This is a genomic window from Streptomyces sp. NTD91 (assembly GCF_059510455.1).
Map to the genome: position 1 here is coordinate 19,249 of NZ_JCAJZW010000016.1, position 23,348 is coordinate 42,596.

22 protein-coding genes and 5 pseudogenes are annotated in these 23,348 nt (G+C 72.5%); 14 read left to right on the forward strand and 13 right to left on the reverse strand.

Features of this window, described 5'->3' with window-relative positions:
* Positions 1-71 precede the first annotated feature (71 nt).
* The 3 genes from AC5WRT_RS18305 to AC5WRT_RS18315 all read right to left on the reverse strand — a co-directional run bounded on the left by AC5WRT_RS18305 (position 72) and on the right by AC5WRT_RS18315 (position 2,122).
* The gene (locus AC5WRT_RS18305) at positions 72-278 is read right to left on the reverse strand and encodes a hypothetical protein (protein ID WP_496098409.1); all 207 of its coding nucleotides are present in this window, start codon (positions 276-278) and stop codon (positions 72-74) included.
* Positions 279-460: 182 nt separating this feature from the next.
* Entirely contained in the window at positions 461-580 is a 120-nt protein-coding gene (locus AC5WRT_RS18310; protein WP_330340862.1) for an SGM_5486 family transporter-associated protein, read from the reverse strand.
* 189 nt (positions 581-769) lie between these two features.
* On the reverse strand, positions 770-2,122 hold the full coding sequence (locus AC5WRT_RS18315; RefSeq protein ID WP_496098410.1) for a CynX/NimT family MFS transporter: 1,353 nt from the start codon (positions 2,120-2,122) through the stop codon (positions 770-772).
* 70 nt (positions 2,123-2,192) lie between these two features.
* On the opposite strand from AC5WRT_RS18315, the gene AC5WRT_RS18320 reads away from it, so the two are divergent.
* Entirely contained in the window at positions 2,193-2,885 is a 693-nt protein-coding gene (locus AC5WRT_RS18320; RefSeq protein ID WP_496098411.1) for a FadR/GntR family transcriptional regulator, read from the forward strand.
* On the opposite strand, the gene AC5WRT_RS18325 is transcribed toward AC5WRT_RS18320, so the two are convergent.
* The 3 genes from AC5WRT_RS18325 to fabG all read right to left on the reverse strand — a co-directional run bounded on the left by AC5WRT_RS18325 (position 2,863) and on the right by fabG (position 4,903).
* The gene (locus AC5WRT_RS18325) at positions 2,863-3,213 is read right to left on the reverse strand and encodes a hypothetical protein (RefSeq protein ID WP_496098412.1); all 351 of its coding nucleotides are present in this window, start codon (positions 3,211-3,213) and stop codon (positions 2,863-2,865) included. The two genes, AC5WRT_RS18320 and AC5WRT_RS18325, sit on opposite strands and share 23 nt — an antisense overlap.
* Positions 3,214-3,410: 197 nt before the next feature.
* Complete coding sequence (gene fabI / locus AC5WRT_RS18330) at positions 3,411-4,178, reverse strand: enoyl-ACP reductase FabI (protein WP_330340859.1); 768 nt, start codon at positions 4,176-4,178, stop codon at positions 3,411-3,413.
* 5 nt (positions 4,179-4,183) lie between these two features.
* Positions 4,184-4,903 carry a 3-oxoacyl-[acyl-carrier-protein] reductase gene (gene fabG / locus AC5WRT_RS18335; RefSeq protein WP_496098413.1) on the reverse strand — a complete coding sequence of 240 codons (720 nt, stop codon included), beginning with the start codon at positions 4,901-4,903 and terminating at the stop codon, positions 4,184-4,186.
* A 247-nt stretch (positions 4,904-5,150) separates the two neighbouring features.
* Here fabG and AC5WRT_RS18340 point away from each other — a divergent pair, with 247 nt between their 5' ends.
* From AC5WRT_RS18340 to tyrS, 3 genes are all read left to right on the forward strand, one after another.
* Entirely contained in the window at positions 5,151-6,674 is a 1,524-nt protein-coding gene (locus AC5WRT_RS18340) for a TldD/PmbA family protein (protein ID WP_496098414.1), read from the forward strand.
* Positions 6,671-8,065 carry a metallopeptidase TldD-related protein gene (locus AC5WRT_RS18345; RefSeq protein ID WP_496098415.1) on the forward strand — a complete coding sequence of 465 codons (1,395 nt, stop codon included), beginning with the start codon at positions 6,671-6,673 and terminating at the stop codon, positions 8,063-8,065. Before AC5WRT_RS18340 ends, AC5WRT_RS18345 begins: the two co-directional genes overlap by 4 nt.
* Before the next feature lie 66 nt (positions 8,066-8,131).
* Positions 8,132-9,400 carry a tyrosine--tRNA ligase gene (gene tyrS / locus AC5WRT_RS18350; RefSeq protein WP_496098416.1) on the forward strand — a complete coding sequence of 423 codons (1,269 nt, stop codon included), beginning with the start codon at positions 8,132-8,134 and terminating at the stop codon, positions 9,398-9,400.
* A 98-nt stretch (positions 9,401-9,498) separates the two neighbouring features.
* Here tyrS and AC5WRT_RS18355 read toward each other — a convergent pair whose 3' ends face one another.
* Positions 9,499-9,786, reverse strand: coding sequence for a GlsB/YeaQ/YmgE family stress response membrane protein (locus tag AC5WRT_RS18355; RefSeq protein WP_496098417.1), 288 nt, complete (start codon positions 9,784-9,786; stop codon positions 9,499-9,501).
* Positions 9,787-9,989: 203 nt separating this feature from the next.
* Between AC5WRT_RS18355 and AC5WRT_RS18360 the strand changes: the two genes are divergently transcribed.
* Both AC5WRT_RS18360 and AC5WRT_RS18365 read left to right on the forward strand, forming a co-directional pair.
* Positions 9,990-10,376: a DUF3099 domain-containing protein gene (locus AC5WRT_RS18360; protein ID WP_496098418.1), complete on the forward strand. Its 387-nt coding sequence runs from the start codon at positions 9,990-9,992 to the stop codon at positions 10,374-10,376.
* A gap of 226 nt (positions 10,377-10,602) precedes the next feature.
* Entirely contained in the window at positions 10,603-10,821 is a 219-nt protein-coding gene (locus AC5WRT_RS18365; protein WP_496100405.1) for a hypothetical protein, read from the forward strand.
* Positions 10,822-11,192: 371 nt separating this feature from the next.
* Here the strand turns inward: AC5WRT_RS18365 and moaA are convergent, their stop codons facing one another.
* The 3 genes and pseudogenes from moaA to AC5WRT_RS18380 all read right to left on the reverse strand — a co-directional run.
* Positions 11,193-12,182 (reverse strand): GTP 3',8-cyclase MoaA, encoded by a 990-nt coding sequence (gene moaA / locus AC5WRT_RS18370; protein WP_496095932.1) that lies wholly within the window; start codon positions 12,180-12,182, stop codon positions 11,193-11,195.
* Positions 12,183-12,337: 155 nt separating this feature from the next.
* Positions 12,338-12,664: pseudogene (locus AC5WRT_RS18375) on the reverse strand (sodium:solute symporter family transporter); the annotation flags it as partial.
* Between the two features lie 60 nt (positions 12,665-12,724).
* Positions 12,725-12,895 (reverse strand): annotated as a pseudogene (locus AC5WRT_RS18380) (sodium:solute symporter family transporter); the annotation flags it as partial.
* On the opposite strand from AC5WRT_RS18380, the pseudogene AC5WRT_RS18385 reads away from it, so the two are divergent.
* The 3 genes and pseudogenes from AC5WRT_RS18385 to AC5WRT_RS18395 all read left to right on the forward strand — a co-directional run.
* Positions 12,833-13,009: pseudogene (locus tag AC5WRT_RS18385) on the forward strand (peptidase S8); the annotation flags it as partial. The pseudogenes AC5WRT_RS18380 and AC5WRT_RS18385 overlap by 63 nt on opposite strands.
* A 345-nt stretch (positions 13,010-13,354) precedes the next feature.
* Positions 13,355-14,734 (forward strand): CoA transferase, encoded by a 1,380-nt coding sequence (locus AC5WRT_RS18390; RefSeq protein ID WP_496095933.1) that lies wholly within the window; start codon positions 13,355-13,357, stop codon positions 14,732-14,734.
* A gap of 100 nt (positions 14,735-14,834) precedes the next feature.
* The gene (locus AC5WRT_RS18395) at positions 14,835-15,848 is read left to right on the forward strand and encodes a CopD family protein (protein ID WP_496095934.1); all 1,014 of its coding nucleotides are present in this window, start codon (positions 14,835-14,837) and stop codon (positions 15,846-15,848) included.
* Between the two features lie 445 nt (positions 15,849-16,293).
* Here AC5WRT_RS18395 and AC5WRT_RS18400 read toward each other — a convergent pair whose 3' ends face one another.
* Positions 16,294-17,004: a VIT1/CCC1 transporter family protein gene (locus AC5WRT_RS18400; RefSeq protein ID WP_496095935.1), complete on the reverse strand. Its 711-nt coding sequence runs from the start codon at positions 17,002-17,004 to the stop codon at positions 16,294-16,296.
* 222 nt (positions 17,005-17,226) lie between these two features.
* On the opposite strand from AC5WRT_RS18400, the gene AC5WRT_RS18405 reads away from it, so the two are divergent.
* The 5 genes from AC5WRT_RS18405 (at position 17,227) to AC5WRT_RS18425 (ending at position 22,023) form a co-directional block, all read left to right on the forward strand.
* Positions 17,227-18,210, forward strand: a complete 984-nt coding sequence (locus AC5WRT_RS18405; RefSeq protein WP_496095936.1) for a DEDDh family exonuclease — start codon at positions 17,227-17,229, stop codon at positions 18,208-18,210.
* A 111-nt stretch (positions 18,211-18,321) separates the two neighbouring features.
* The gene (locus AC5WRT_RS18410) at positions 18,322-18,555 is read left to right on the forward strand and encodes a metallothionein (protein ID WP_496095937.1); all 234 of its coding nucleotides are present in this window, start codon (positions 18,322-18,324) and stop codon (positions 18,553-18,555) included.
* A gap of 16 nt (positions 18,556-18,571) precedes the next feature.
* Positions 18,572-19,399: an SURF1 family cytochrome oxidase biogenesis protein gene (locus AC5WRT_RS18415; protein ID WP_496095938.1), complete on the forward strand. Its 828-nt coding sequence runs from the start codon at positions 18,572-18,574 to the stop codon at positions 19,397-19,399.
* A 78-nt stretch (positions 19,400-19,477) separates the two neighbouring features.
* The gene (locus AC5WRT_RS18420; protein WP_496095939.1) at positions 19,478-21,262 is read left to right on the forward strand and encodes a glycoside hydrolase family 15 protein; all 1,785 of its coding nucleotides are present in this window, start codon (positions 19,478-19,480) and stop codon (positions 21,260-21,262) included.
* 5 nt (positions 21,263-21,267) lie between these two features.
* Entirely contained in the window at positions 21,268-22,023 is a 756-nt protein-coding gene (locus AC5WRT_RS18425; RefSeq protein ID WP_496095940.1) for an SDR family oxidoreductase, read from the forward strand.
* Between the two features lie 46 nt (positions 22,024-22,069).
* Here the strand turns inward: AC5WRT_RS18425 and amaP are convergent.
* A pseudogene (amaP, locus tag AC5WRT_RS18430) lies at positions 22,070-22,656 on the reverse strand (alkaline shock response membrane anchor protein AmaP).
* Positions 22,653-23,268 (reverse strand): annotated as a pseudogene (locus tag AC5WRT_RS18435) (DUF6286 domain-containing protein). Before AC5WRT_RS18435 ends, amaP begins: the two co-directional pseudogenes overlap by 4 nt.
* Positions 23,269-23,348: the final 80 nt, after the last annotated feature.

A 23,348-nucleotide genomic window follows, 5' to 3' on the forward strand; every position in this document is an offset into this window, starting at 1 on the left:
GCTTCGCATGAAACAGGCCAAGCGGGCGCGGGGAGTTGACATGCGGATTCACCGCACACGGACGCTCCGGGTCAGCGCGTGAGGAGCTGCTGGGCACGGGCGAAGAGGTGCGTGATCGGCGGGTCGCTGCTCGCCGCGTGGGCGTCCGACGGGTTGAGTATCAGCATCAGCAGGGCGACGAAGGCGAGCGCGGGCAGGGCGAGAGCCCACCAGGGCAGCCGGATGTCCAGGCCGCCCGTGGTCGCCGGGTGCGGCCGGGAGGGAGTACGGGCCGACATGATCTCCTCCGTGGGTCTTCGAGCGGGTCCGTGACCGTGTGCCGCGGTCACCTCTCGAAGCTACGGAATCCGGGGCGACCAACCCATCCGGAGTTCCACCCAGTTGACCCTGACCCTTACCCCCTAGGGGTTGGTGGTGCCAGCCCCACCGACCCCCGCGAGCCGCCGGGGGAACGCGGCCGTCATGGAGAGGCGAGGGTCGCGATGACGGCGATGACGGCGAAGATGGCGAAGAACGCGCCGAAGACGAGCAGCATCTTCTTCTGGCCGTTCTGCGGATTCGGGTCGAGCACAGGCTGCATGCGCCCAGTCTCGCACCCTCCGCTCCGCGGCAGGCGGCCGGGGCGCGTGTCGGCGGGCACGGGCCTGGAACGGCGGTCGAGCCGCCGCCGGCCGTGCGCCCGCCGGGGACCCTGAGCCGGGGCCCGCCCCGAGCCCCCGACCCCGGCACGCCCGCGCCACGCGTCGCCGCCTGTCGCCGCCTCCGCTTGTCAGCGGTTCGCCTCGTCCTCCACCGTACGGTCGCGGCCGGCCAGGAAGCCCACCGCCATCTGCGGCAGCATCAGGCACGTCATCAGGGCGATCGGCAGGCCCCAGCCGCCGCTGTGCTGGTAGAGGACACCGACCAGCAGCGGGCCGGGGACGGAGATCAGGTACCCGGTGCTCTGCGCGAACGCGGACAGCTGGGCCACGCCCGGACCGCTGCGGGCCCGCATGCCGACCATCGTCAGGGCCAGCGGGAAGGCGCAGTTGGAGACGCCGAGCAGCACCGCCCAGGCCCAGGCGCCGGCGGCCGGAGCGACGTACAGGCCGGCGTATCCGGCGAGGCCGCACGCGCCGAGGACCAGCACGATGGGGCCCTGGTGGGGCAGCCGGGCGGCGACCCTGGGGATGACGAAGGCCAGCGGCACGCCCATCACCATGGTGACGGCGAGCAGCACGCCCGCGGTGCCGGCCGGAACGCCGGCGTCGCGGAAGATCTGCGGCATCCACCCCATGGTGATGTAGGCGGCCGTGGCCTGGAGGCCGAAGAAGACGGCGAGCGCCCAGGCGGTGCGGCTGCGGGTGACGCGCAGGGATCCCTGCTGTTCCCCCGCTTCCCGTGCGGCCCCACGCCCCTGCTCCGCCGTGCGTTCCTCCCGCGACCGGGCGGGCGTCGTGCCGCGGTCCCGGACGAGCGGCAGCCACGGCAGGACGGCGGCGCCCGCGAGAGCGGCCCACACGGTGAGTCCGGGCTTCCAGCCGCCCAGGGTGTGGGCCACGGGTACGGTCACCGCCGCGGCCGCGGAGGTGCCGAGGGCGAGGGCCATGGAGTAGAGACCGGTCATGGAGCCGACCCGGTCGGGGAACCAGCGCTTGACGATGACCGGCATGAGGACGTTGCTGACGGCGATGCCCATCAGGGCGAGCGCGCTGGCGGCCAAGAAGCCGGCCGTGCTGCCGACGTACGGCCGTATCAGCAGGCCCGCGGTGACGGCGGCCATGCCGGCGCACACCACGGCGGCCGGGCCGAAGCGGCGGGCCAGCCGGGGTGCGGTGACGCCGAAGACCGCGAAGCAGAGCGGTGGCACGGAGGTGAGCAGGCCGGCCACGCTGCCGCTCATCCCGAGCCCGTCGCGCACCTCCTCCAGGAGCGCGCCGAGACTCGTGATGGCCGGGCGGAGGTTCAGCGCGGACAGGACGATGCCGACGACGACCAGCCGTGTCGCCCACGCGCGTGTGGGCACGGCGCCGGAGGTCGTGTCGGGGGCGCTCGTCGTGGCGGCCGTACCGCGTCCGGTCGGTGACATCGCCGTACGGGTCTCCACTGTCCGGGCTTCCTCACGTGCCATGAGAACCATCATAGAATCATGGGATGATTGGTTGTCCATTCCCGAGGCACCGCCGCCCGGGCCTCGCGTGCGAAGGTGTGCCATGCCCCTGAGCCACCCGCGCCGTTCGGCGCTGTCCGAGCAGGTCATCGCCGAACTGCGCAACCAGATCACCTCCGGCGAGTGGCCGGTCGGCTCGCGCATCCCGACGGAGCCGGAACTGGTCGAACAGCTGGGCGTCGCCCGCAACACGGTGCGCGAGGCCGTCCGCGCGCTGGCCCACAACGGTCTGCTGGACATCCGGCAGGGCTCCGGCACCTATGTGGCAGCGACGAGCGAGCTGGCCGGGGTGATGCACCGCAGGTTCGCCGGCGCCGACCCCCGGCACGTCGCGGAGCTGCGGGCCGCGCTGGAGTCGGCCGCGGCGAAGCTGGCCGCCGAGCGGCGCACCGACAAGGACCTCAAGCAGCTGGACGCGCTGCTGGAGCGGCGTGAGCTGGCCTGGGAGACGGGCGAGACGGAGGCCTTCGTGACCGCCGACGCCACCTTCCACCTGGCCGTCGTGGCCGCCTCGCACAACGACGTGATGACGGCGATGTACGCCGATCTGGGCGAGGTGCTGCGGGACTGGTTGCGTGCGGACGTGGGCGCGGCCCTGACGCCGGAGACCCACATGGACCACACGCGTCTGCTGGACGCCATCCGCGCCGGGGACGCCGAGGCGGCGGCGACCGAGGCCGCGAGCTACCCGTTCCTGTGCCGCCCGGGCCGCTTCAGCGCACCTTCTGGTGGCTGATCCACGCCGAGCGGACTTCCTTCCAGCACCGGCCGGTCAGGCGTACGGTCATGGCGGGCCCGGTGTCGACCGGTACGCCATCGGTGTCGATGTCCCACCAGCGGGCGCACTCGATGTGCAGACGTACGCGATCGGTGTCGACATAGGGGTTGTGGCAGTAGGCCTCCACATGGGAGCCGCGGACGGTCGTGCGGCAGGCGGCGCCGAAGAGGGCCGGCGCGGAGGGCTTCGACTTCTGCACGCGCCCGTGGGGCATCACGTCGTACGGCAGCGACAGCGCGAGGGCCAGGGCCACGGTCACCGGGGCGAGGCTGCGGGACAGGCGCACAAGGGGACCTCCTCGGCCGGGCTGGGGAGGGGCGCGTGGGTGGACGCGTAATCCAGGGTGTGCCGCCCGGGGCGGTGGGCGCCCGGCGGGTGGGCCGAACGGGTGAGGTCGCCCGGCCCGGCCGCCGTCGCGCGAGGCCGAGGCCCGCACCCCCGAAGGAGTGCGGGCCTCGTCCGTCGTTCCGGTCTCTGCGGCGGTCAGGCGCCGATCGCGTGCAGACCGCCGTCGACGTGGATGATCTCGCCGGTGGTCTTCGGGAACCAGTCGCTGAGCAGGGCGACGATGCCGCGGCCGGCCGGCTCCGGGTCCTTGAGGTCCCACTCGAGCGGGGAGCGGGTGTCCCAGACGGAGGCCAGCTCGCTGAAGCCCGGGATGGACTTGGCGGCCATGGAGCCGATCGGGCCCGCCGAGATGAGGTTGCAGCGGATGTTCTGCTTGCCCAGGTCGCGCGCCATGTAGCGGTTGGTGGCCTCGAGGGCGGCCTTGGCCGGGCCCATCCAGTCGTACTGCGGCCAGGCGTACTGGGCGTCGAACGTGAGCCCGACGACCGAGCCGCCGTTCTGCATCAGCGGCAGGCAGGCCATGGTCAGCGACTTCAGGGAGAACGCCGAGACGTGCATGGCGGTGGCCACGGACTCGAAGGGCGTGTTGAGGAAGTTGCCGCCGAGCGCGTCCTGCGGCGCGAAGCCGATGGAGTGCACGACGCCGTCGAGGCCGCCCAGCTCCTCGCCGACGAGGTCGGCCAGGCGGCCGAGGTGCTCGTCGTTGGTGACGTCCAGCTCGATGACCTTGGTGGGCTTGGGCAGCTTCTTGGCGATGCGCTCGGTCAGCGTGGGTCGCGGGAACGCGGTCAGGATGATCTCCGCGCCCTGCTCCTGGGCCAGCTTGGCCGCGTGGAAGGCGATGGAGGACTCCATCAGCACGCCCGTGATCAGGACGCGCTTGCCCTCGAGGATTCCGCTCATGGTGATCAGTGACCCATTCCCAGTCCGCCGTCAACGGGGATGACGGCTCCAGTGATGTACGAGGCGTCGTCCGAGGCGAGGAACCGCACCGTCGCGGCGATCTCCTCCGGCTGCGCGTAACGGCCGAGCGGCACCTGCGACACGATGCTCTGGCGCTGCTCGTCGCTGAGCACCTTGGTCATGTCGGTGTCGACGAAACCGGGTGCGACGACGTTGAAGGTGATGTTGCGCGAGCCCAGCTCACGGGCGAGGGAGCGCGCGAAGCCGACGAGGGCGGCCTTGGAGGCTGCGTAGTTCGCCTGGCCCGCGGAGCCGAGCAGGCCCACCACGGACGAGATCAGGACGACGCGGCCCTTCTTGGCGCGCAGCATGCCGCGGTTGGCGCGCTTGACGACACGGAAGGTGCCGGTGAGGTTGGTGTCGATGACCGAGGTGAAGTCCTCCTCGGACATGCGCATCAGGAGCTGGTCCTTGGTCACGCCGGCGTTGGCGATCAGGACCTCGACCGGACCGTGCTGCTCCTCGATCTCCTTGTAGGCCTGCTCCACCTGTTCGGGGTCGGTGATGTCGCACTTGACGGCCAGGCAGCCCAGTCCCGTCAGGGCGGCCGGCGGCTCGCCCGAACGGTATGTGATCGCGACCTTGTCGCCGGCGTCGGCGAACGCGCGGGCGATGGCGAGGCCGATGCCCCGGTTTCCTCCGGTGACGAGAACCGAGCGGCTCAACGGATCACCCTTTCGATAGCGGTCTGCAGATGCCGGACACCCCGCCCGGCACCTGGATGACAGGCGGCTTCATCGAAAACCTATCGGTAGGGCCGGGCCCGTGGGCAATCGGGCACCGACAGTGGCGAAGGACGGTCGCTGTCGGGTCCCTACAGAATGCTGCCGGTCAGGGCCGGAAACGTGTGGTCCGCCGTGCCCTCCCGCGACATGATCGGAGCCGACAGGCCACGACAGCAGGGAGACCTCCGTGCCTCATTCCATCGACGAAGCCTTCACGGCGCTTCCGCTCAGGTCACTCGCCGACGCCGCGCTGGCACGCGCGCGTGCGTTGGGGGCCGAGCACGCGGACTTCCGGCTCGAGCGGGTGCGCAGCGCGGACTGGCGGCTGCGGGACGCCAGGCCGTCCGGGTCGTCGGACACCACCGACCTCGGGTACGCGGTGCGGGTCGTGCACGGCGGTACGTGGGGCTTCGCGTCCGGCGTGGACCTGACCATGGACGCCGCCGCCAGGGTGGCCGCGCAGGCGGTGGCCATGGCCAAGCTGTCCGCGCAGGTCATCCGGGCCGCCGGGAGCGATGAGCGGGTGGAGCTGGCGGACGAGCCGGTGCACGCCGACCGCACGTGGGTGTCGTCGTACGAGATCGATCCCTTCTCCGTGCCGGACGAGGAGAAGGTCGCGCTGCTCACGGAGTGGAGTGCGCGCCTGCTGGCCGGGAAGGGCGTCGACCATGTGGACGCCTCGCTGCTCACCGTGCACGAGAACAAGTTCTACGCCGACACCGCCGGGACCGTGACGACCCAGCAGCGGGTGCGGCTGCATCCGCAGCTGACGGCGGTGTCGGTGGACGATTCCAGCGGCGAGTTCGACTCGATGCGGACCCTCGCGCCACCGGCCGGGCGGGGCTGGGAGTACCTGACCGGCACGGGCTGGGACTGGGACGGGGAGCTGGAGCGGCTCCCGGAGCTGCTCGCCGAGAAGATGCGCGCGCCGAGCGTGGAGCCGGGCCTGTACGACCTGGTGGTCGACCCGTCCAACCTGTGGCTGACCATCCACGAGTCCATCGGCCACGCCACCGAGCTGGACCGCGCCCTCGGCTACGAGGCCGCCTACGCCGGAACCTCCTTCGCCACCTTCGACCAGCTGGGCAAGCTGAAGTACGGCTCCGAGCTGATGAACGTCACCGGCGACCGCACCGCCGAGCACGGCCTGGCGACCGTCGGGTACGACGACGAGGGCGTGGAGGCGCAGTCCTGGGACCTGGTCAAGGACGGCACCCTGGTCGGCTACCAGCTGGACCGCAGGATCGCCCGCCTGACCGGGTTCGACCGGTCCAACGGGTGCGCGTACGCCGACTCCCCCGGGCACGTGCCGGTGCAGCGCATGGCCAACGTCTCGCTGCGGCCGGATCCCGCCGGGATGTCCACCGAGGACCTGATCGGGGGCGTCGAGCGGGGCATCTACGTGGTCGGCGACCGGTCCTGGTCGATCGACATGCAGCGGTACAACTTCCAGTTCACCGGACAGCGGTTCTTCAAGATCGAGAACGGGCGCATCACCGGGCAGTTGAAGGACGTCGCCTACCAGGCGACCACCACCGACTTCTGGGGCTCGATGACCGCGGTGGGCGGTCCGCAGACCTACGTCCTCGGCGGCGCCTTCAACTGCGGCAAGGCCCAGCCGGGGCAGGTGGCCGCCGTGTCGCACGGGTGCCCGTCCGCCCTCTTCAGGGGCGTCACCATTCTGAACACCACGCAGGAGGCCGGTCGATGAGCGCCCGTACGAACAAGCCGCACGAGATCGTCGAGCAGGCGCTGGCGCTGTCCCGGGCCGACGGCTGCGTCGTCATCGCCGACGAGCACTCCACCGCCAACCTGCGCTGGGCGGGCAACGCGCTCACCACGAACGGCGTGACCCGCGGCCGTACGCTCACCGTGATCGCGACCGTGGACGGCGCGGAGGGCACCGCCTCCGGGGTGGTGTCCCGGTCCGCGGTCACCGCCGACGAGCTGGAGCCGCTGGTGCGGGCCGCGGAGGCCGCCGCGCGCGGTGCCGGGCCCGCCGAGGACGCGCAACCGCTGGTAGCCGGCGTGCCCGTGTCGCCGGACTTCACGGACGCGCCGGCCGAGACCTCCTCCGCCGTCTTCGCCGACTTCGCGCCGGCGCTGGGCGAGGCGTTCGCACGCGCGCGGGCGGGCGGGCGGGAGCTGTACGGCTTCGCCAACCACGAGCTGGTGTCGACGTACCTGGGCACGTCCACCGGGCTGCGGCTGCGTCACGACCAGCCCACCGGCACGCTGGAGCTGAACGCCAAGTCGCCCGACCGGACGCGCTCGGCCTGGGCGGGCCGCTCCACCCGGGACTTCAAGGACATCGACCCGGGCGCGCTCGACGCCGAGCTGGCGGTACGGCTCGGCTGGGCCGAGCGGCGCGTGGAGCTGCCCGCCGGCCGCTACGAGACGCTGCTGCCGCCCACGGCCGTCGCGGACCTGCTGATCTACCAGTTGTGGTCGGCGTCGGGCCGGGACGCGGCCGAGGGCCGGACGGTGTTCTCCAGGCCGGGCGGAGGCACCCGCGTGGGCGAGAAGCTCAGCGAGCTGCCGCTGACCCTGCGCAGCGACCCGAACGAGCCGGGCCTGGAGTGCCCTCCCTTCGTGGTCGCGCACTCCTCCGGCGGCGACCAGTCCGTTTTCGACAACGGACTGCCGACCCGTGCGACGGAGTGGATCGCCGAGGGCGTGCTCACGCATCTGACGACCACCCGGCACAGCGCGGGCCTGACCGGACTGCCGGTCGCCCCGGCCCTCGGGAACCTGGTGCTGGACGGCGGTGACGACCGCTCCCTCGAGGAGATGGTCGCGGCCACCGGGCGTGGGCTGCTGCTGACCTGCCTGTGGTACATCCGGGAGGTCGACCCGGCGACGCTGCTGCTCACCGGCCTGACCCGGGACGGTGTGTACCTCGTGGAGAACGGCGAGGTGACCGGGCAGGTGAACAACTTCCGGTTCAACGAGTCGCCGGTGGACCTGTTGCGGCGCGCCACGGAGGCGGGCCGGACCGAGAAGACCCTGCCGCGCGAGTGGAGCGACTGGTTCACCCGGGCCGCGATGCCCGCGCTGCGCATCCCGGATTTCAATATGAGCTCTGTCAGCCAGGGCGTATAACCTCGTAGGCGTTCGTGGTCGGGTGTCACCCGGCCGCCCGAAGATCATCGAGGAGACACGAGAACCGTGACGGACATCGTCGACGAGCTGAAGTGGCGGGGGCTCATCGCCCTCTCCACGGACGAGGACGCACTGCGCAAGGCGTTCGCGGACGGCCCCGTCACGTTCTATTGCGGCTTCGACCCGACCGCGCCCAGCCTGCACCTGGGCAACCTGGTGCAGATCCTGACGATGCGCCGCATCCAGGAGGCCGGCAATCGGCCGCTGGCGCTGGTCGGCGGCGCCACGGGGCTCATCGGCGACCCCAAGCCCACCGCCGAGCGCACGCTGAACGCGCCGGAGGTCGTGGCGGGCTGGGTCGAGCGGCTGCGCGCACAGATCGAGCCGCTGCTGCACTTCGACGGGTCGAACGCCGCCGTCATGGTCAACAACCTGGACTGGACGCAGGGCCTGTCGGCCATCGAGTTCCTGCGGGACATCGGCAAGCACTTCCGGGTCAACAAGATGATCGCGAAGGAGGCCGTCTCCCGGCGGCTGAACTCCGACGCGGGCATCAGCTACACCGAGTTCAGCTACCAGATCCTGCAGGGGATGGACTTCCTGGAGCTGTACCGGCGGTACGGCTGCACGCTGCAGACCGGCGGCAGCGACCAGTGGGGCAACCTCACGTCCGGCACCGACCTGATCCACCGGGTCGAGCCACACGCCGTGGTGCACGCGCTGGGCACGCCGCTGATCACCAAGGCGGACGGCACCAAGTTCGGCAAGACCGAGTCCGGCACGGTCTGGCTCGACCCCGAGATGACGACGCCGTACGCGTTCTACCAGTTCTGGGTCAACGCGGACGACCGTGACGTGTCGAAGTTCCTTCGCATCTTCAGCTTCAGGTCCCGTGAGGAGATCGAGGAGCTGGAGCGGCAGACCGAGGAGCGGCCGCAGGCGCGGGCCGCGCAGCGGGCGCTCGCCGAGGAGATGACGACGCTCGTGCACGGCGCCGACCAGACGGCCGCGGTGATCGCCGCGTCGCGCGCCCTGTTCGGGCAGGGCGAGCTGGCGGAGCTGGACGGGCGGACGCTGGCGGCGGCGCTGTCCGAGGTGCCGCACATCCAGGTCGCCGAGCTGGGTGCGGTCGTGGACCTGTTCGCCGAGGTCGGGCTCGTCGCCAGCAAGTCCGCCGCGCGCCGGACCGTCAAGGAGGGTGGCGCCTACGTGAACAACGTGAAGGTCGTCTCCGAGGACGCGGTGCCCTCGTCCGAGGATCTGCTGGACGGACGGTGGCTGGTACTGCGGCGCGGGAAGAAGAACCTCGCCGCGGTGGAGGTCGTGGGCGGCTGAGCCTTGGGCGCCCGAGCGCCGAGGGGTGCGGGTGCACCGGCCGCTGCCGCTTGTCTGTGGTTGCGCACCCCTGACGGGCACTGCCTCTCGGGGCGCCTTCAGGCTCCGACCCTCTCCTGTCTCCTCTTGCCCAACGTCGCCATGTAGAGCGCGTCCACGGCCGCGACGATGATGATCGCCGCCACCAGCTGGAAGATGTGCCGGCTCCAGTCGATCCCGCGGGTGGAGGCGACGCCCACGGCGCGGGCCACGGCGTTGCCCACGATGGCGCCGAGCATGCCGCAGATGGTCGTCAGCCACAGGGGACTGTGCTGCTTCCCCGGGATGACGGCCTTGGCGATGACGCCGAGCACGAATCCCACGATGATCGCCCACAACCAGCCCATGGCTGCCTCCTCGTACGGCTCGACGTGAGCATTAGGGCCAGTGTCGGTCGCCCGCCCGTACGGCGCATGTCATGGTCCCCCGCCCGGGCGGGGGGCGCGGGCATCACCGCAGGCCGCGGGTGACCCGGTCTCGTGGACGGGGCCACCGCGGCGTAACGTTGGAGGGTCGGGGAGGTTCCGATGCGGGCGGATGGTGGACTGTGATGCGGAAACAGCACGGCGGCGTCCAGGTGTTCCGGATCACCGGAGCCCGGACGGGACTCGCCGAGGACGTGCGGGGACGGCAGCGGCGGTACGTCATCTCCATGACGATCCGCACGGCATCGGTGATCCTCGCGGTATCCCTGTGGAACGTCGAGCGGTACGTCGCCGTCGTGGCGCTCGTCGCGGGGGCGCTGCTCCCCTATGTCGCCGTGGTGATCGCGAACGCCGGCCGGGAGCGGCCGCCGTCCCTCCCCTCCACGTTCGTCACCGCGCCGATGCGGCCGGTGATCACGCCACCGCGGGCCGAGGAGGCACGGGCGGAGTCCGTCCCCGGGGACGCGGCGGCTCATCCGACGGGGGCGGGTGAGCGGACCGACCCCGCGTGATCACGGAGGATGCGGCCGGAAGCGGAAGGTCATCGCCCGGCAGGCTCAAGAAATGCTCAGATCAATCATGTGGTTCCAGTGCCGGGCGACCGGGTTGCCGTGACATACTGCGTACGCGCTCCGCATCCCCCGTCGGAGCGACGGACCGACGCCGGGCAGCTCCCCCCGTGGCTGCTCGGCGTCGCTTTGTTTGAGCCCTTTCCCATGCGACAACCCGAGACGAACCGTGACTGACGAGACCCCGATCTGCTCCGCCAAGGGCTGCCGTGCCGACGCCGTGTGGGTGCTGGCGTGGAACAACCCGAAGATCCATACGCCGGAGCGGCGCAAGACATGGCTCGCGTGCGAGGAGCATCGCGAGCACCTCTCGCAGTTCCTCGGGGTCAGGGGTCTCCTGAAGGACGTCGTGAAGTTCGCGGACTGGCGGGATCCCGAAGGGGCCTAGCGCGTGTTTCGAAAGTAGCGTCGTCCGCCCGGAGGGCGGGGTCCGCGGCGTCTGGTGCGGTGCATCGCAAGGCGGAGGGTCGTCCTCGTACCGGGCGTACGTGGACGATCCGACAACGCGGCGAGGTGCCGTGCCAGGCGTCGCGGACCAGACGGGACTTTCGAAACACGCCCTAGTGCCGCGGCAGGCAACGTTTGCCCGTCAAGGAGCGGCGTCCGGTGCGTGCTCTCGGCGTGCCGGCCCCAGACCCTCGTACGGGACGTACTCGGGTCCGGGGCCGGTGCGGCGAGTGCGGGCACCTCCCACACCCTTGAGGCAGTGTGGGAGCGCGCACGGCGTCGCACGGCAGACGGGAATCGTCGGGCAGGCCTCTAGCCCCCGATCGCCGACATCGGCCGGTCCGGCTGCACGAACGACGGGTCGTCCAGGCCAGCCCCCGCCTTCTTCCCCCACATCGCCAGCTTCCAGATGCGGGCGATCTCCTCGTCCGGGGCGCCGGAGCGCAGGGCCGCGCGCAGGTCGGTCTCCTCAGTCGCGAACAGGCAGGTGCGTATCTGGCCGTCGGCCGTGAGACGGGTGCGGTCGCAGGCCGCGCAGAACGGGCGGGTCACCGAGGCGATGACACCGACCCGGTGCGGGCCGCCGTTCACCAGCCAGCGCTCCGCCGGGGCCGACCCCCGTGCCTCGGCGCCCTCCGGGCTGAGGTCGAAGCGGGTGCGCAGGGAGGCCAGGATGTCCCCGGCGGTGACCATGCCGTCGCGCTTCCAGCCGTGCTGGGCGTCGAGTGGCATCTGCTCGATGAACCGCAGTTCGTAGTCGTGCTCCACGGCCCAGGCGAGCAGGTCGGGAGCCTCGTCCTCGTTCAGGCCCGGCATCAGGACCGAGTTGACCTTGACGGGGGTCAGGCCCGCCTCCCGGGCGGCCTCGAGACCTTCGAGGACGTCCTTGTGGCGGTCGCGGCGGGTCAGGGCCTTGAAGACGTCCGGGCGGAGGGTGTCCAGGGAGACGTTGACCCGGTCCAGGCCTGCGGCCTTCAGGGCGTGCGCGGTGCGCCGGAGGCCGATGCCGTTGGTGGTGAGGGACATCTGGGGGCGGGGGGTCAGCGCCGCCACGCGCTCGACGATGCCGACCAGGCCCGGCCGCAGCAGGGGCTCACCGCCGGTGAAGCGGACCTCCTCGATGCCGAGCGTGCGCACGGCGATGTCCACCAGGCGGACGATCTCGTCGTCGGTGAGCAGGTCCGGCTTGGCCAACCACTGCAGGCCCTCCTCGGGCATGCAGTACGTGCACCGCAGGTTGCACCGGTCGGTCAGCGAGACCCTCAGGTCGGTGGCCACCCGGCCGTAGGTGTCGATGAGCACGTGGGCCCCCTCCCTCTGTCCCAGCCATCGTGTTCCGTCACCCGCGAGCCTACGTGACGCCACTGACAACGGACGGCGGCCCGATCCGACGAGGTACGGCGCGGCCGCGTCGTAGGACCTTACAGTCCCTTCCCGACGCGGCCGCCGTACGAACCTCAGTGCGCCCCGGTGCCGGTCAGCGACCGCACCTCCAGCTCGGCGTGCTTGCCGGCGTCCGGGGCCTCCTTGGAGAGCAGGGTGCCCAGGGCGCCGAGCAGGAAGCCGACCGGGATGGAGACGATGCCGGGGTTCCCCAGCGGGAACCAGTGGAAGTCGACGTCGGGGAACATCGAGGCCGGACTGCCGGAGACCACCGGGGAGAAGAGCACCAAACCGACCGCGGTGACCAGTCCCCCGTAGATCGACCACAGGGCACCCGCCGTGGTGAACCGCTTCCAGAACAGGCTGTAGAGGATGGTCGGCAGGTTGGCCGAGGCGGCCACGATCGAGACGACGATCGTGGAGGTACCGGCGGCCGTGCGGACCGGGCGCTGACGCATGCGGTGGGCCAGCACGTCACCCATGGTGTAGCGGCCGGAGTTGCGCAGGGGTTCGGCGACCAGGAGCAGGGCGACGAGCCAGGCGACGAGGAAGCCGATGGAGTACAGGAAGCCCCGGCCGCTCTGGTCAAGGCGCTGCTGTACGCGGAGGCCTTCGCCACGCCGTGCACGGATCCGTACGACATCAACGGTGACGGCAAGGTCGACGCGGTGTGCGAGGGGTCGACGAACCACAACGGACTCTACGGCTTCGGTACGGCGGACGCGCTGGCCGCGGTGACCAAGTAGGGCCCGGCCGCGGGTGGGTGGCGGGCGGCGTCCCGGCCGCCCACCCGTACGGCACCATCCGGCCAGGCATTCCCGTGACGATCCGGCGGCCCGGAAGCCGCCGCCGGGGCGGTCGCGCTCGCGGCCGGTGGGCGGCTTCGCGGCGAGCGTCGCCCACCGTCCGGTGCACTGGCCGCCGGGCTTGCGCCGGTCGACACGGTGATCGGCCGCCGCAACCGCGCGGGTCTCGGGGCCGAGGTGCGGCCGTCCGACGTCCGCGGGGAAGTGGCCCTGTACCGGCCTTGCCCACTGCGCATATAAGTTGATTCAATCAACATTGATCAGTCAATAATGCATAGTTGAGTCATGACTGCTGACATCGAGGTGGCATGGGCCTCACTGGGCGGGGACCCCGCCCTCGTCTCCCGGGTGACCACGGTCGAGCGACCGGGCGCCCTTCCCGCGCGGCTGCCCGTGCGTGAACTGGCGCGCGCGTGCGTCGGGGCGTGCGCGCTGGCCGCCGCGGAGCTGGGGGCGCGCCGCGCGGGGCTCGGCGAACCGCCCGAGGTGCGGGTGGACGACGGGGCCGTGGCCGCCGCCTTCCACAGTGAGCGGCTGGTGCAGGTCGACGGGCGCACTCCGGTCGTCTTCGCGCCGCTGTCGCGGTTCTGGCGGACGGCCGACGGCTGGGTGCGCACGCACGCCAACTACCCGCATCACCGGGCCCGGTTGCTCGCCGCGCTCGGGCTGTCCGAGGACGCCTCCGTGGCGGCGGTGGCCGCCCGGCTCGCCGAACGGCCCGCCCTGGACGCCGAGGCGGCGGTCCACGGCGCCGGCGGCCTCGCCGTGGCCCTGCGCACGCCGAAGGAGTGGGCGGCCACCGAGCAGGCCGCCGAGGTGATCGCACGGCCGCTCGTCGAGCGTGAGCGCCTCGGCCTCGCGCCCCCGCGCGTGCTCACCCCGCTCGATCCCGCGGCCTCCCCGCTGTTGCCCGCCGCCGGGCTGCGCGTGCTGGACCTGACCCGGGTCCTCGCCGGTCCCGTCGCCACCCGCACCCTCGCCCTGCTCGGCGCGGACGTGCTGCGGGTGGACGCGCCGTGGCTGCCCGAACTTCCCGACCAGCACGCCGACACCGGCTTCGGGAAGCGCTCGGCGACCGTCGACCTCACCGTCGATCGCGACACCTTCGAGGCTCTGCTGGACTCGGCCGACGTCGTCGTCACCGGCTACCGTCCGGGCGCTCTGGACCGGTTCGGGCTCTCACCGCAGGCGCTGGCCGTGCGCCGCCCCGGCCTGGTGGTGGCGCAGGTCTCGGCGTGGGGCGCGTACGGCCCGTGGGGCGGGCGGCGCGGGTTCGACAGCCTGGTGCAGGTCGCGACCGGCATCGCCGCGACCGAGGGCTCGGCGCAGGAGCCCGGCGCACTGCCCGCACAGGCGCTGGACCACGGCACCGGCTACCTGCTGGCGGCGGCCGTCCTGCGGGCGCTGACCGAGCAGTCGTACGACGGGGGCGGCCGGTCCGTGCGGCTGGCACTGGCCCGGACCGCGCACTGGCTGACGGACGGGATCCGGCCGGCCACGGCCACGGGAGCGCCGTACGAGCGCCCGGATCCCTGGCTGGCCGAGACGGGCGGCCCGCTGGGCCGACTGCGGTACGCCCTGCCACCGGTGTCCTTCACGAACGGTCCCCTCGACTGGGCGCGGCCTCCGGTGCCGTGGGGATCGGACGGCGCCCGCTGGCGGTGAGCGTGCGGGCGGCCGGAAACCTGCGGATGTGCGGAATGGCGAACCGCCAGTTCTTTTCCGGGACTTGCCCGATTCTGCGGGGACTCGCGAAGATCGCGGGGTGAGCCTGACAGGACCCACCGCCGAAACGACCGACGAAGAAGGCGTCCGCGCCCGGCGACCCGGCGCCGGGCGGGCCGCAGCCCTGCTGGTCCTGACGGCGCTGGGTGCCCTGATCCCGCTGCTCGGGCCCTCGGCGGCGCTGCACGGCACCGGCGAGGCCGCCGCGCCGGGGGCGGGCGGCGTCGGACTGCTGCGCGCGGTGCTGTTCGCCGGCCTGAGCGTGCCCATCGGCGAGCTGTTCGTGCACCGGCTCGCCCGGCAGCTGCCCGGTGCCCCGCCCGAACGGCCGCGCAGCTGGGCACCGTCGGCCGCCTGCGCCGGTTTCGTCGCCGCGCTGGCGCTCGCCGCGGTGGTGTCCGCCGGCGATCTGATCCCGCACGGCCCGGGCGACATCGACGTCGGCGGCCTCTACGGCTCCCGGGACGGCAGGCTCGCGCTGGTGGAGGTCAACGCCTTCCTGCTGGCGGCCCTGTGCGCCTTCCTGCGGCGCCCGGCGGCCCAGGTGTGGCCGCTGGCCGCGGTGGTCGTCGCGGAGGCGCTGCGCGCACACCCCGCGACCGAGCAGAGCCCGCTGGCCGGCTCGGGTCTGACGCTGGTGCACCTGACGTGCGCCGCGCTGTGGACCGGCGGCCTGCTGCACGCCCTGCGACTGCTGAGGCTGTGGCGCGGGAATCCGGCCGGGGCCGTGCTGCTCGGCCGCTACGCGCGCGTGGCGGCGGTTCTGCTCGCGGTCATCACCGCGACGGGCGTGTGCAGTTCGCTGCGCCGCATGCCGCCGGCCACGATCCTGGACCAGCTGACGAGCACGGCGTACGGGCGCACCCTGCTGGCCAAGGTGATCCTGGTGGCCGCCGTCGCCCTGCTCGCGCTGTGGGCGCGGATCCGGTTGCGCCGCGCCCCCGACCCGCTGACCGCGTACGCGCCCGCACGGGCCGAGGTCATCGCGCTGGGCGCGGTCGTCGCCGCGTCGGGCCTGCTCACGGCGCTGCCGCTGCCGATCCGCTGGACCTAGGGCGTGTTCGCCCCGTCGCGACGCCCGGCACGCACTCTCGCCGCACCGGACGCCGCCCCTCGACGGGCGAACGTCGCCTGCCGGGCCGCCAGGCCCCTGTCGTCGAACTCCCGTCGTCCGCCCCGAAGGGCGGGTCCTGCGGCGTCAGGTGCGTGCTCTCGGTGCGCCGGGCCCTGGCCCTCGTACCGGACGTACGTGGGCCCGGGCCCGGTGCGGCGAGTGGGGGCACCTCCCACGCCCTTGAGGCAGCGAGGGAGCGTGCATGGCGTAGCGGGACGGGCGGGAGTTCGACGACAGGGGCCTGGACCCGGTCGTCGGCACCGGCGCCTTCGGGGCGGTCCGCTCGTCCATCGTCCTGCCCCGGGGCACGCCCTCGACGCCGACGGTCGTGCCGGACGCCGGGGAAGGGTCGATCGTGCCGTCCAGGGCGTCGTGGAGCGGCGGGTCAGACTCCGGCCGCGCCCAGCAGTCTGCCCGCCGCGTAGGTGACGCCCATCGCCAGCGCGCCGCCGACCACGTTGCGCAGCACCGCCCGTTTCGGGTGTGCCGCGCCGAGCCGGGCGCTGGCCCAGCCGGTGAGAACGAGGGCGGCCAGCACGGAGCCGACGGTCACGCCCAACCGCCAGCCTGCCGGGGGCAGGACGATGGCCAGCAGCGGCAGCAGCGCGCCCACCGTGAAGGCGAGGAAGCTCGCCCAGGCCGCGTGCCAGGGGTTGGTCAGCTCCTCCGGGTCGATACCGAGCTCCACGCGCGCGTGCGCCCTGAGCGGGTCCCGCGCGGTGAGCTGTACGGCGGCCTCCCGGGCCACTTCGTGGGACAGTCCGCGTTGTTCCAGCAGGCTCGTCAGCTCTCGCAGCTCGGCCTCCGGCTGCTCGCGCAGTTCGCGTCTCTCCATGGCCAGCGCGGCCATCTCGGAGTCGCGCTGGGTGGACACGGAGACGTACTCGCCGGCAGCCATGGACATCGACCCGGCGAGCAGGCCGGCCAGTCCCGCGGTGAGCAGCGCGGACCGGCTCTGCGTCGCGCCGGCCACGCCGACGACGATGCCCGCGGTGGAGACGATGCCGTCGTTCGCGCCGAGCACGGCGGCCCGCAGCCAGTTCAGTCGCGAGCCGAGCGCGCCCGTGTGGGCCTCTTCGTGGGTGGGTTCGGTCACACCAGGGAGGATCGCACTCCTCGGCCCCGGGCGCCGCACCGACGCTCCCCACCGGGGGCCTCGCCGTGGTGCAGTGGATCGGGCGCCGATCGTATCCGCAAACGCCGGGGCGACGGTGAAGCGGCGTCACCGGTCCAGCGGCCAAACACACGTACGGCGCCGGTGACGCGACCGGGACCTGTGGGACCGCGCTGTCAGTCGTGGCCCGTATCCTCAGTGACCATGCTCGAAGACCGTGCGACCGCAGTGTCCTCCGCCACCCATTGGCCGGCCGCGTATCCGAAGGGATACGCGGTCGTTGACGTGGAGACCACCGGCCTGGCCCGGGACGACCGGATCATCTCGGCGGCCGTGTACCGGCTGGACGAGCGCGGCGAGGTCGAGGACCACTGGTACACGCTGGTCAACCCGGAGCGCGATCCGGGCCCCGTATGGATACACGGTCTGACGAGCGAGGTGCTCGAAGGGGCGCCGCTCTTCGCGGACGTCGCCGAGGAGTTCGCGGCGCGGCTGGACGGCCGGGTGCTGGTCGCGCACAACGCGGTCTTCGACTGGCAGATGATCGCCCGGGAGTACGCGCGCGCGGAGCGCGAGGCTCCGGTGCGTCAGCGGCTGTGCACCATCGCGCTGTCGAAGGAGCTGGGTCTGCCGCTGCCCAACTTCAAGCTGGAGTCGCTGGCGGCGCACTTCGGGATCGTCCAGCAGCGGGCGCACCACGCGCTGGACGACGCGCGCGTCCTCGCGGAGGCGTTCCGGCCCAGTCTGCGGGCCGCGGCCGCGGGCAACGTACGGCTGCCGCTGCTGGAGTGCCGGCCGCTGACGGAGTGGTCGGACGGTCCGGTGCCGCGACAGGTGTCCGGTGGCTACGGCGGTTACCGGGCGAGCAGTTGGCGCCCTTCCCGCAAGAGGCCTGCGTGCCCCTACCCCAACCCGGGCCGCTACGAAGACGGCAAACGCCTCAAACAGGGCATGCGGGTGGCGTTCTCCGGGGACACCTCCGTCGACCGCGAGTTGCTGGAGGACCGGGCCACCGAGGCGGGCCTGCACGTGGCGTCCAGCATCTCCCGGCTGACCAGCCTGCTGGTGACCAATGACCCCGACTCGGGCACCTCCAAGGTGGCCAAGGCCCGGCAGTTCGGCACACCGATCGTCGACGAGGCGGCGTTCGGACAGCTGTTGCGGGACGTCGAGCCGGCCGACGGGTGACGGCACATCGTTCGCCATCGGCGCGATGGTAATCGTACGAACGGGTGGTTGCCGGACGACTCACCCGGCGCCCGCTCGCCCGCGCGCCGGTGACGGCCCACCCTGTGGCGCATGGCGAAATGCGAAGTTTGCGGCAATGACTACGGCATGACCTTCGAGGTCCACGCACAGGGCGCGGTGCACGTCTTCGACTGCTTCTCCTGCGCGATCCACCGGATGGCCCCGATCTGCGAGCACTGCCGGGTGCAGATCATCGGGCAGGGCGTGGAGGCCGACGGCAAGTTCTACTGCGGCGCGCACTGCGCCCGCGCCGAGGGAAACGTGGGGATCGTCGACCGGGTGTGACCCGGTACCCGCCTGAATGCACCCCACGGCTCGGAGGTACCGTCGTGGGGTGCACCGCTACCGCTTCCTGTTGTCCCGCCAGTGGGTGATCCTCACGCTCGTCGTGATCGCACTGATCCCGACGATGATCAGGCTGGGTTTCTGGCAGAAGCACCGGTACGAAGAACGTACCGCCCGTAACGACCTGGTCTCCGCCGCGCTGCACGCCAAGCCGGTCCCGGTCGAGCGGCTGTCCTCCCCCGGACACGCCGTGACCCGCACCGACAGGTACCGCACGGTCACCGCGACCGGCACGTTCGACACCGCAAGGGAGGAGGTGGTCCGGCGCCGGACCAACTCCGACGGCGAGGTCGGCTTCCACGTGCTCACGCCGTTCGTCCTCGCCGACGGCAAGGTGCTGCTCGTCAACCGCGGCTGGATCCCGGCGAACGGCGCGCAGACCGCCTTCCCGAAGATCCCCGCACCGCCGTCCGGCCGGACCACCATCACCGGGCGGCTGATGGCCGACGAGACGACCGCGGCGAGCGGCATCAAGAACGTCAAGGGCCTGCCCGACCGGCAGATCATGCTGATCAACAGCGCGCAGGAGGCGCACCGGCTCGGCGCGCGGGTGCTCGGCGGCTATGTCGAGCAGACCGCGCCCACGCCCAGGGGCGGCCCGGAGCAGATCTCCGATCCCGGCAGCGAGGACGCCCCGCTGAACTACGCGTACATGATCCAGTGGTGGCTGTTCGCCGCGGGCGTCCCGGTCGGCTGGTGGTTCCTGGTCCGCCGGGAGATCGGCGAGCGGGAGGAGGCCGCGGCGGGGGCGAAGCCGGAGAAGAGCGAACCGGCCACTGTATGACCCGGCGCCGGCAGGCGCACGTCACTCCCCCGGCGCACCACCTGATTGGCCCTCTGGCCCGCCGGGAAACCGCATCCCGTGAACGCGCGCATCGAGGACTACGCCCTCATCGGTGACGAGCAGACCGCCGCGCTGGTCGGCAGGGACGGCTCGATCGACTGGCTCTGCCTGCCCCGCTTCGACTCCGGCGCCTGCTTCGCCCGGCTGCTGGGCGACGAGGACCACGGTTACTGGCGGATCGCCCCCGAGGGAGCGGACACCTGCACCCGCCGCGCCTACCGGCCCGACACCCTCGTCCTCGACACCGAGTGGGAGACCCCCGACGGCACGGTCCGCGTCACCGACCTGATGCCGCAGCGCGACCGCGCCCCCGACGTCGTACGCATCGTCGAAGGGGTCAGCGGCCGGGTCACGCTCCACAGCACCCTGCGGCTGCGCTTCGACTACGGCTCGGTCATGCCCTGGGTGCGCCGCTCGGACGGGCACCGGGTGGCCGTCGCCGGACCGGACTCGGCCTGGCTGCGCTCGGAACCGGCCGTGCACACCTGGGGCGAGAACTTCGCCACCCACTCGCAGTTCACCCTCGGCGAGGGCGAACGGGTGGCGTTCGTACTCACCTGGCACCCCTCGCACGAGCGCCGCCCGCCGCTCGTCGACCCCTACGAGGCCCTGGAGAGCAGCGTCACCGACTGGCGGCGCTGGGCCCGGCAGTGCCGCTACGACGGCCCGCACCGGGACGCGGTCGTCCGCTCCCTGATCACCCTCAAGGCCCTCACCTACGCCCCGACCGGCGGAATCGTGGCCGCCGCGACCACCTCCCTGCCGGAGAAGCCGGGCGGTGTGCGCAACTGGGACTACCGGTACTGCTGGCTGCGCGACGCCACCCTCACCCTCGGCGCGCTGCTCAACGCCGGTTACCAGGAGGAGGCGTCCGCCTGGCGCGACTGGCTGCTGCGCGCGGTCGCGGGCAACCCGGCCGACCTGCAGATCATGTACGGCGTCGCGGGCGAGCGGCGGCTGCCGGAGTTGGAACTGGCCTGGCTGCCCGGCTTCGCCGGCTCGACCCCCGTGCGCATCGGCAACGGCGCCGTCGACCAGCTCCAGCTCGACGTGTACGGCGAGGTGATGGACTCGCTGGCGCTGGCCCGCAGCTCGGGGCTGCCCCCGCGGCCGCACATGTGGGCCATGCAGCGCTCCCTGATGGGGTTCCTGGAGACGGCGTGGCGGCAGCCGGACGAGGGCCTGTGGGAGGTGCGCGGCGGCAGGCGACAGTTCGTGCACTCCAAGGTGATGGTGTGGGTGGCCGCCGACCGGGCCGTGCGGACGCTGGAGCGGCACAAGGACCTCGACGGCGACCTGGAAGGCTGGCGCAGGTTCCGCGACGAGGTCCACCAGGAGGTGTGCGAGAAGGGCTTCGACCCCGAGCGCAACACCTTCACCCAGTACTACGGCTCCCGGGAGCTCGACGCGGCGCTGCTGCTCATCCCGCGTGTCGGCTTCCTTCCGCCCGACGACCCGCGGGTCGTCGGCACGGTCGACGCGATCCGTGAGGACCTCGGACACGGCGGCTTCCTGCGCCGCTACGACACCGAGGACTCGGTGATCGACGGGCTGCCGAGCGGCGAGGGCGCCTTTTTGGCCTGCTCGTTCTGGCTGGCCGACGCCCTGCACATGACCGGCCGGACGCGAGAGGCGCGAGAGCTGTTCGACCGGCTGGTGGGCCTGTGCAACGACGTGGGCCTGCTGGCCGAGGAGTACGACCCGGTCGACGACTGCCAGTTGGGGAACTTCCCGCAGGCCTTCAGCCACATCGGTCTGGTGAGCACCGCCCTCACGCTCTACGGGGACGAGCAGGCAGGATAGGGGCCATGGATCTTGGACTGAAGGACCGGGTGTACGTCGTCACCGGGGCGACCCGAGGGCTGGGCAACGCCGCCGCGCGGGAACTCGTCGCCGAGGGGGCGAGGGTGGTGATCAGCGGCCGGGACGAGAAGCGGGTGGCCGACGCCGCCGCGGAACTGGGCCCGAACGCGGTCGGCGTGGCCGTGGCCAACGCCGACCCGGAGGCGCCTGAGCGGCTGATCGCGGCCGCTCGTGACACGTTCGGCGCGTTCCACGGTGTGCTGGTGAGCGTGGGCGGGCCTGCGCCGGGGTTCGTCGCCGACAACACCGACGAGCAGTGGCGGGACGCGTTCGAGTCGGTGTTTCTGGGCGCGGTGCGGCTCGCCCGGGCGGCGGCGGCCGAACTGGAGGAGGGCGGGGTCATCGGCTTCGTGCTCTCCGGGTCGGTGCACGAACCGATTCCGGGGCTGACCATCTCCAACGGGCTGCGGCCGGGGCTCGCCGGTTTCGCCAAGTCGCTCGCCGACGAGCTGGGGCCGCGCGGGATCCGGGTGGTGGGCCTGCTGCCGGCGCGGATCGACACCGACCGCGTGCGCGAGCTGGACGCGCTGTCCGCCGACCCCGAGGCCACCCGGGCCGCCAACGAGTCCCGGATCCCGCTGCGGAGGTACGGCACGCCGGAGGAGTTCGGCCGCGTCGCGGCGTTCCTGCTCTCTGCGGCCGCCTCCTATCTGAGCGGGATCATGGTGCCGGTGGACGGCGGCATGCGGCACGGATTCTGAACACCGGGGTTCGCGTCCCGGGGGGCGGGTCGGCCCACGCCCCCATTCAGCCGACCCTCTGCGCACGGTGCTTGACCGACTGTAGGTGCACCTCCGCCAAAAGCGCGGCCCCGCAGACTCGCGTGCGTGCGCCAGGGTCTCGGTGGTGAACGCGGGCAGGGCCTTCGCCGGGTCCACGTGCGGCTCCAACTGGAGCCGCACCCGTGCCAGCGGCGCCGTACGGCTGCCGTACAGGAGGACCTCGGCGTGGGCCACCCCCTCCTGCCGTACGGCCTCCTCGGCCAGCGCCGACTCCAGGGCTCGGCCGCGCAGCAGGGCGGACGCGCCGTCGCCGGTGTCGACCACGACCTCGGTCAGCCGACGGCGGCGCAAGGCCGTCGTCAGCCACCACAGGGCGTACAGCAGCACGAGCGCCGGCACGGCGATCACGGCCGGCCACCACCATCCGGCGGCCCGCCAGTGGGTGCGCTCGGACCTGCTGAGCAACACGTCGTGCGGACCGGTGTGGATCCACCAGGAGGGCGACGGCGCGCCCAGCCCGACGGCCAGGACCGTGCCGCCGAGCACGAACAGCACCAGGCCGGCGAGGACCAGCAGGACGCGGTGCAGGATGCCCCTGCGCACCGCCCTCACCCCTTCCGTCCGGGCCGTGCCACCTGCACGGACAGCGTGGGCGTCCGGGGCATGCCGAGCCCCCGGAGGGCTTCCGTGAGCACGGCGTACAGGTCGGCGCCCACCACGTCCAGGTCGCGGAAGTGCGCGACGGCGCGGACGTCGGCCCTCTTGCGGTGCATCCGCACCCGGACCGACCGGACCCCGGCGACGTCCATGGCCCGGTCGCGCAGCAGGAGCGCCGCCGCGTCCCGCCGGAGGGCGGCGCGGACGTCGGGGTGCGGGCGCCGCATGGGCAGCAGCCCGCGCAGGCCGGGCGTGACCGCCAGGACGATCAGCCACAGGCCGAGCACGACGACGAGGGCCGCTCCGGTCAGCACCCAGACGTCGTCCAGCGGCCGTTTCGGCCAGCTGCCGGGCCGGTGCGCGGCGCCAGTGCATGCCGGGGCGATGGGTGCGTACGGCGACGATGTCGTACAGCAGCAGTCCGGCGCCGCCCAGCAGCAGGACCGCGACGACGGCGGCCGGGACGCGGCACGGCGACCAGAAACGGCCACTGCCCTCGGCCGGGGCGGGCGGGGCGCCGCCGGGGGCCTTCTCGAGGGTCGGTGCGGTCGGCTGCGGCTCGCTCATCACGCCCTCCCGTGCGGTGCCGGGTGGAGCCGTTCGACCCGGACGGCGATCTCTGGCACCTCCATGTCCACCAACGCGCC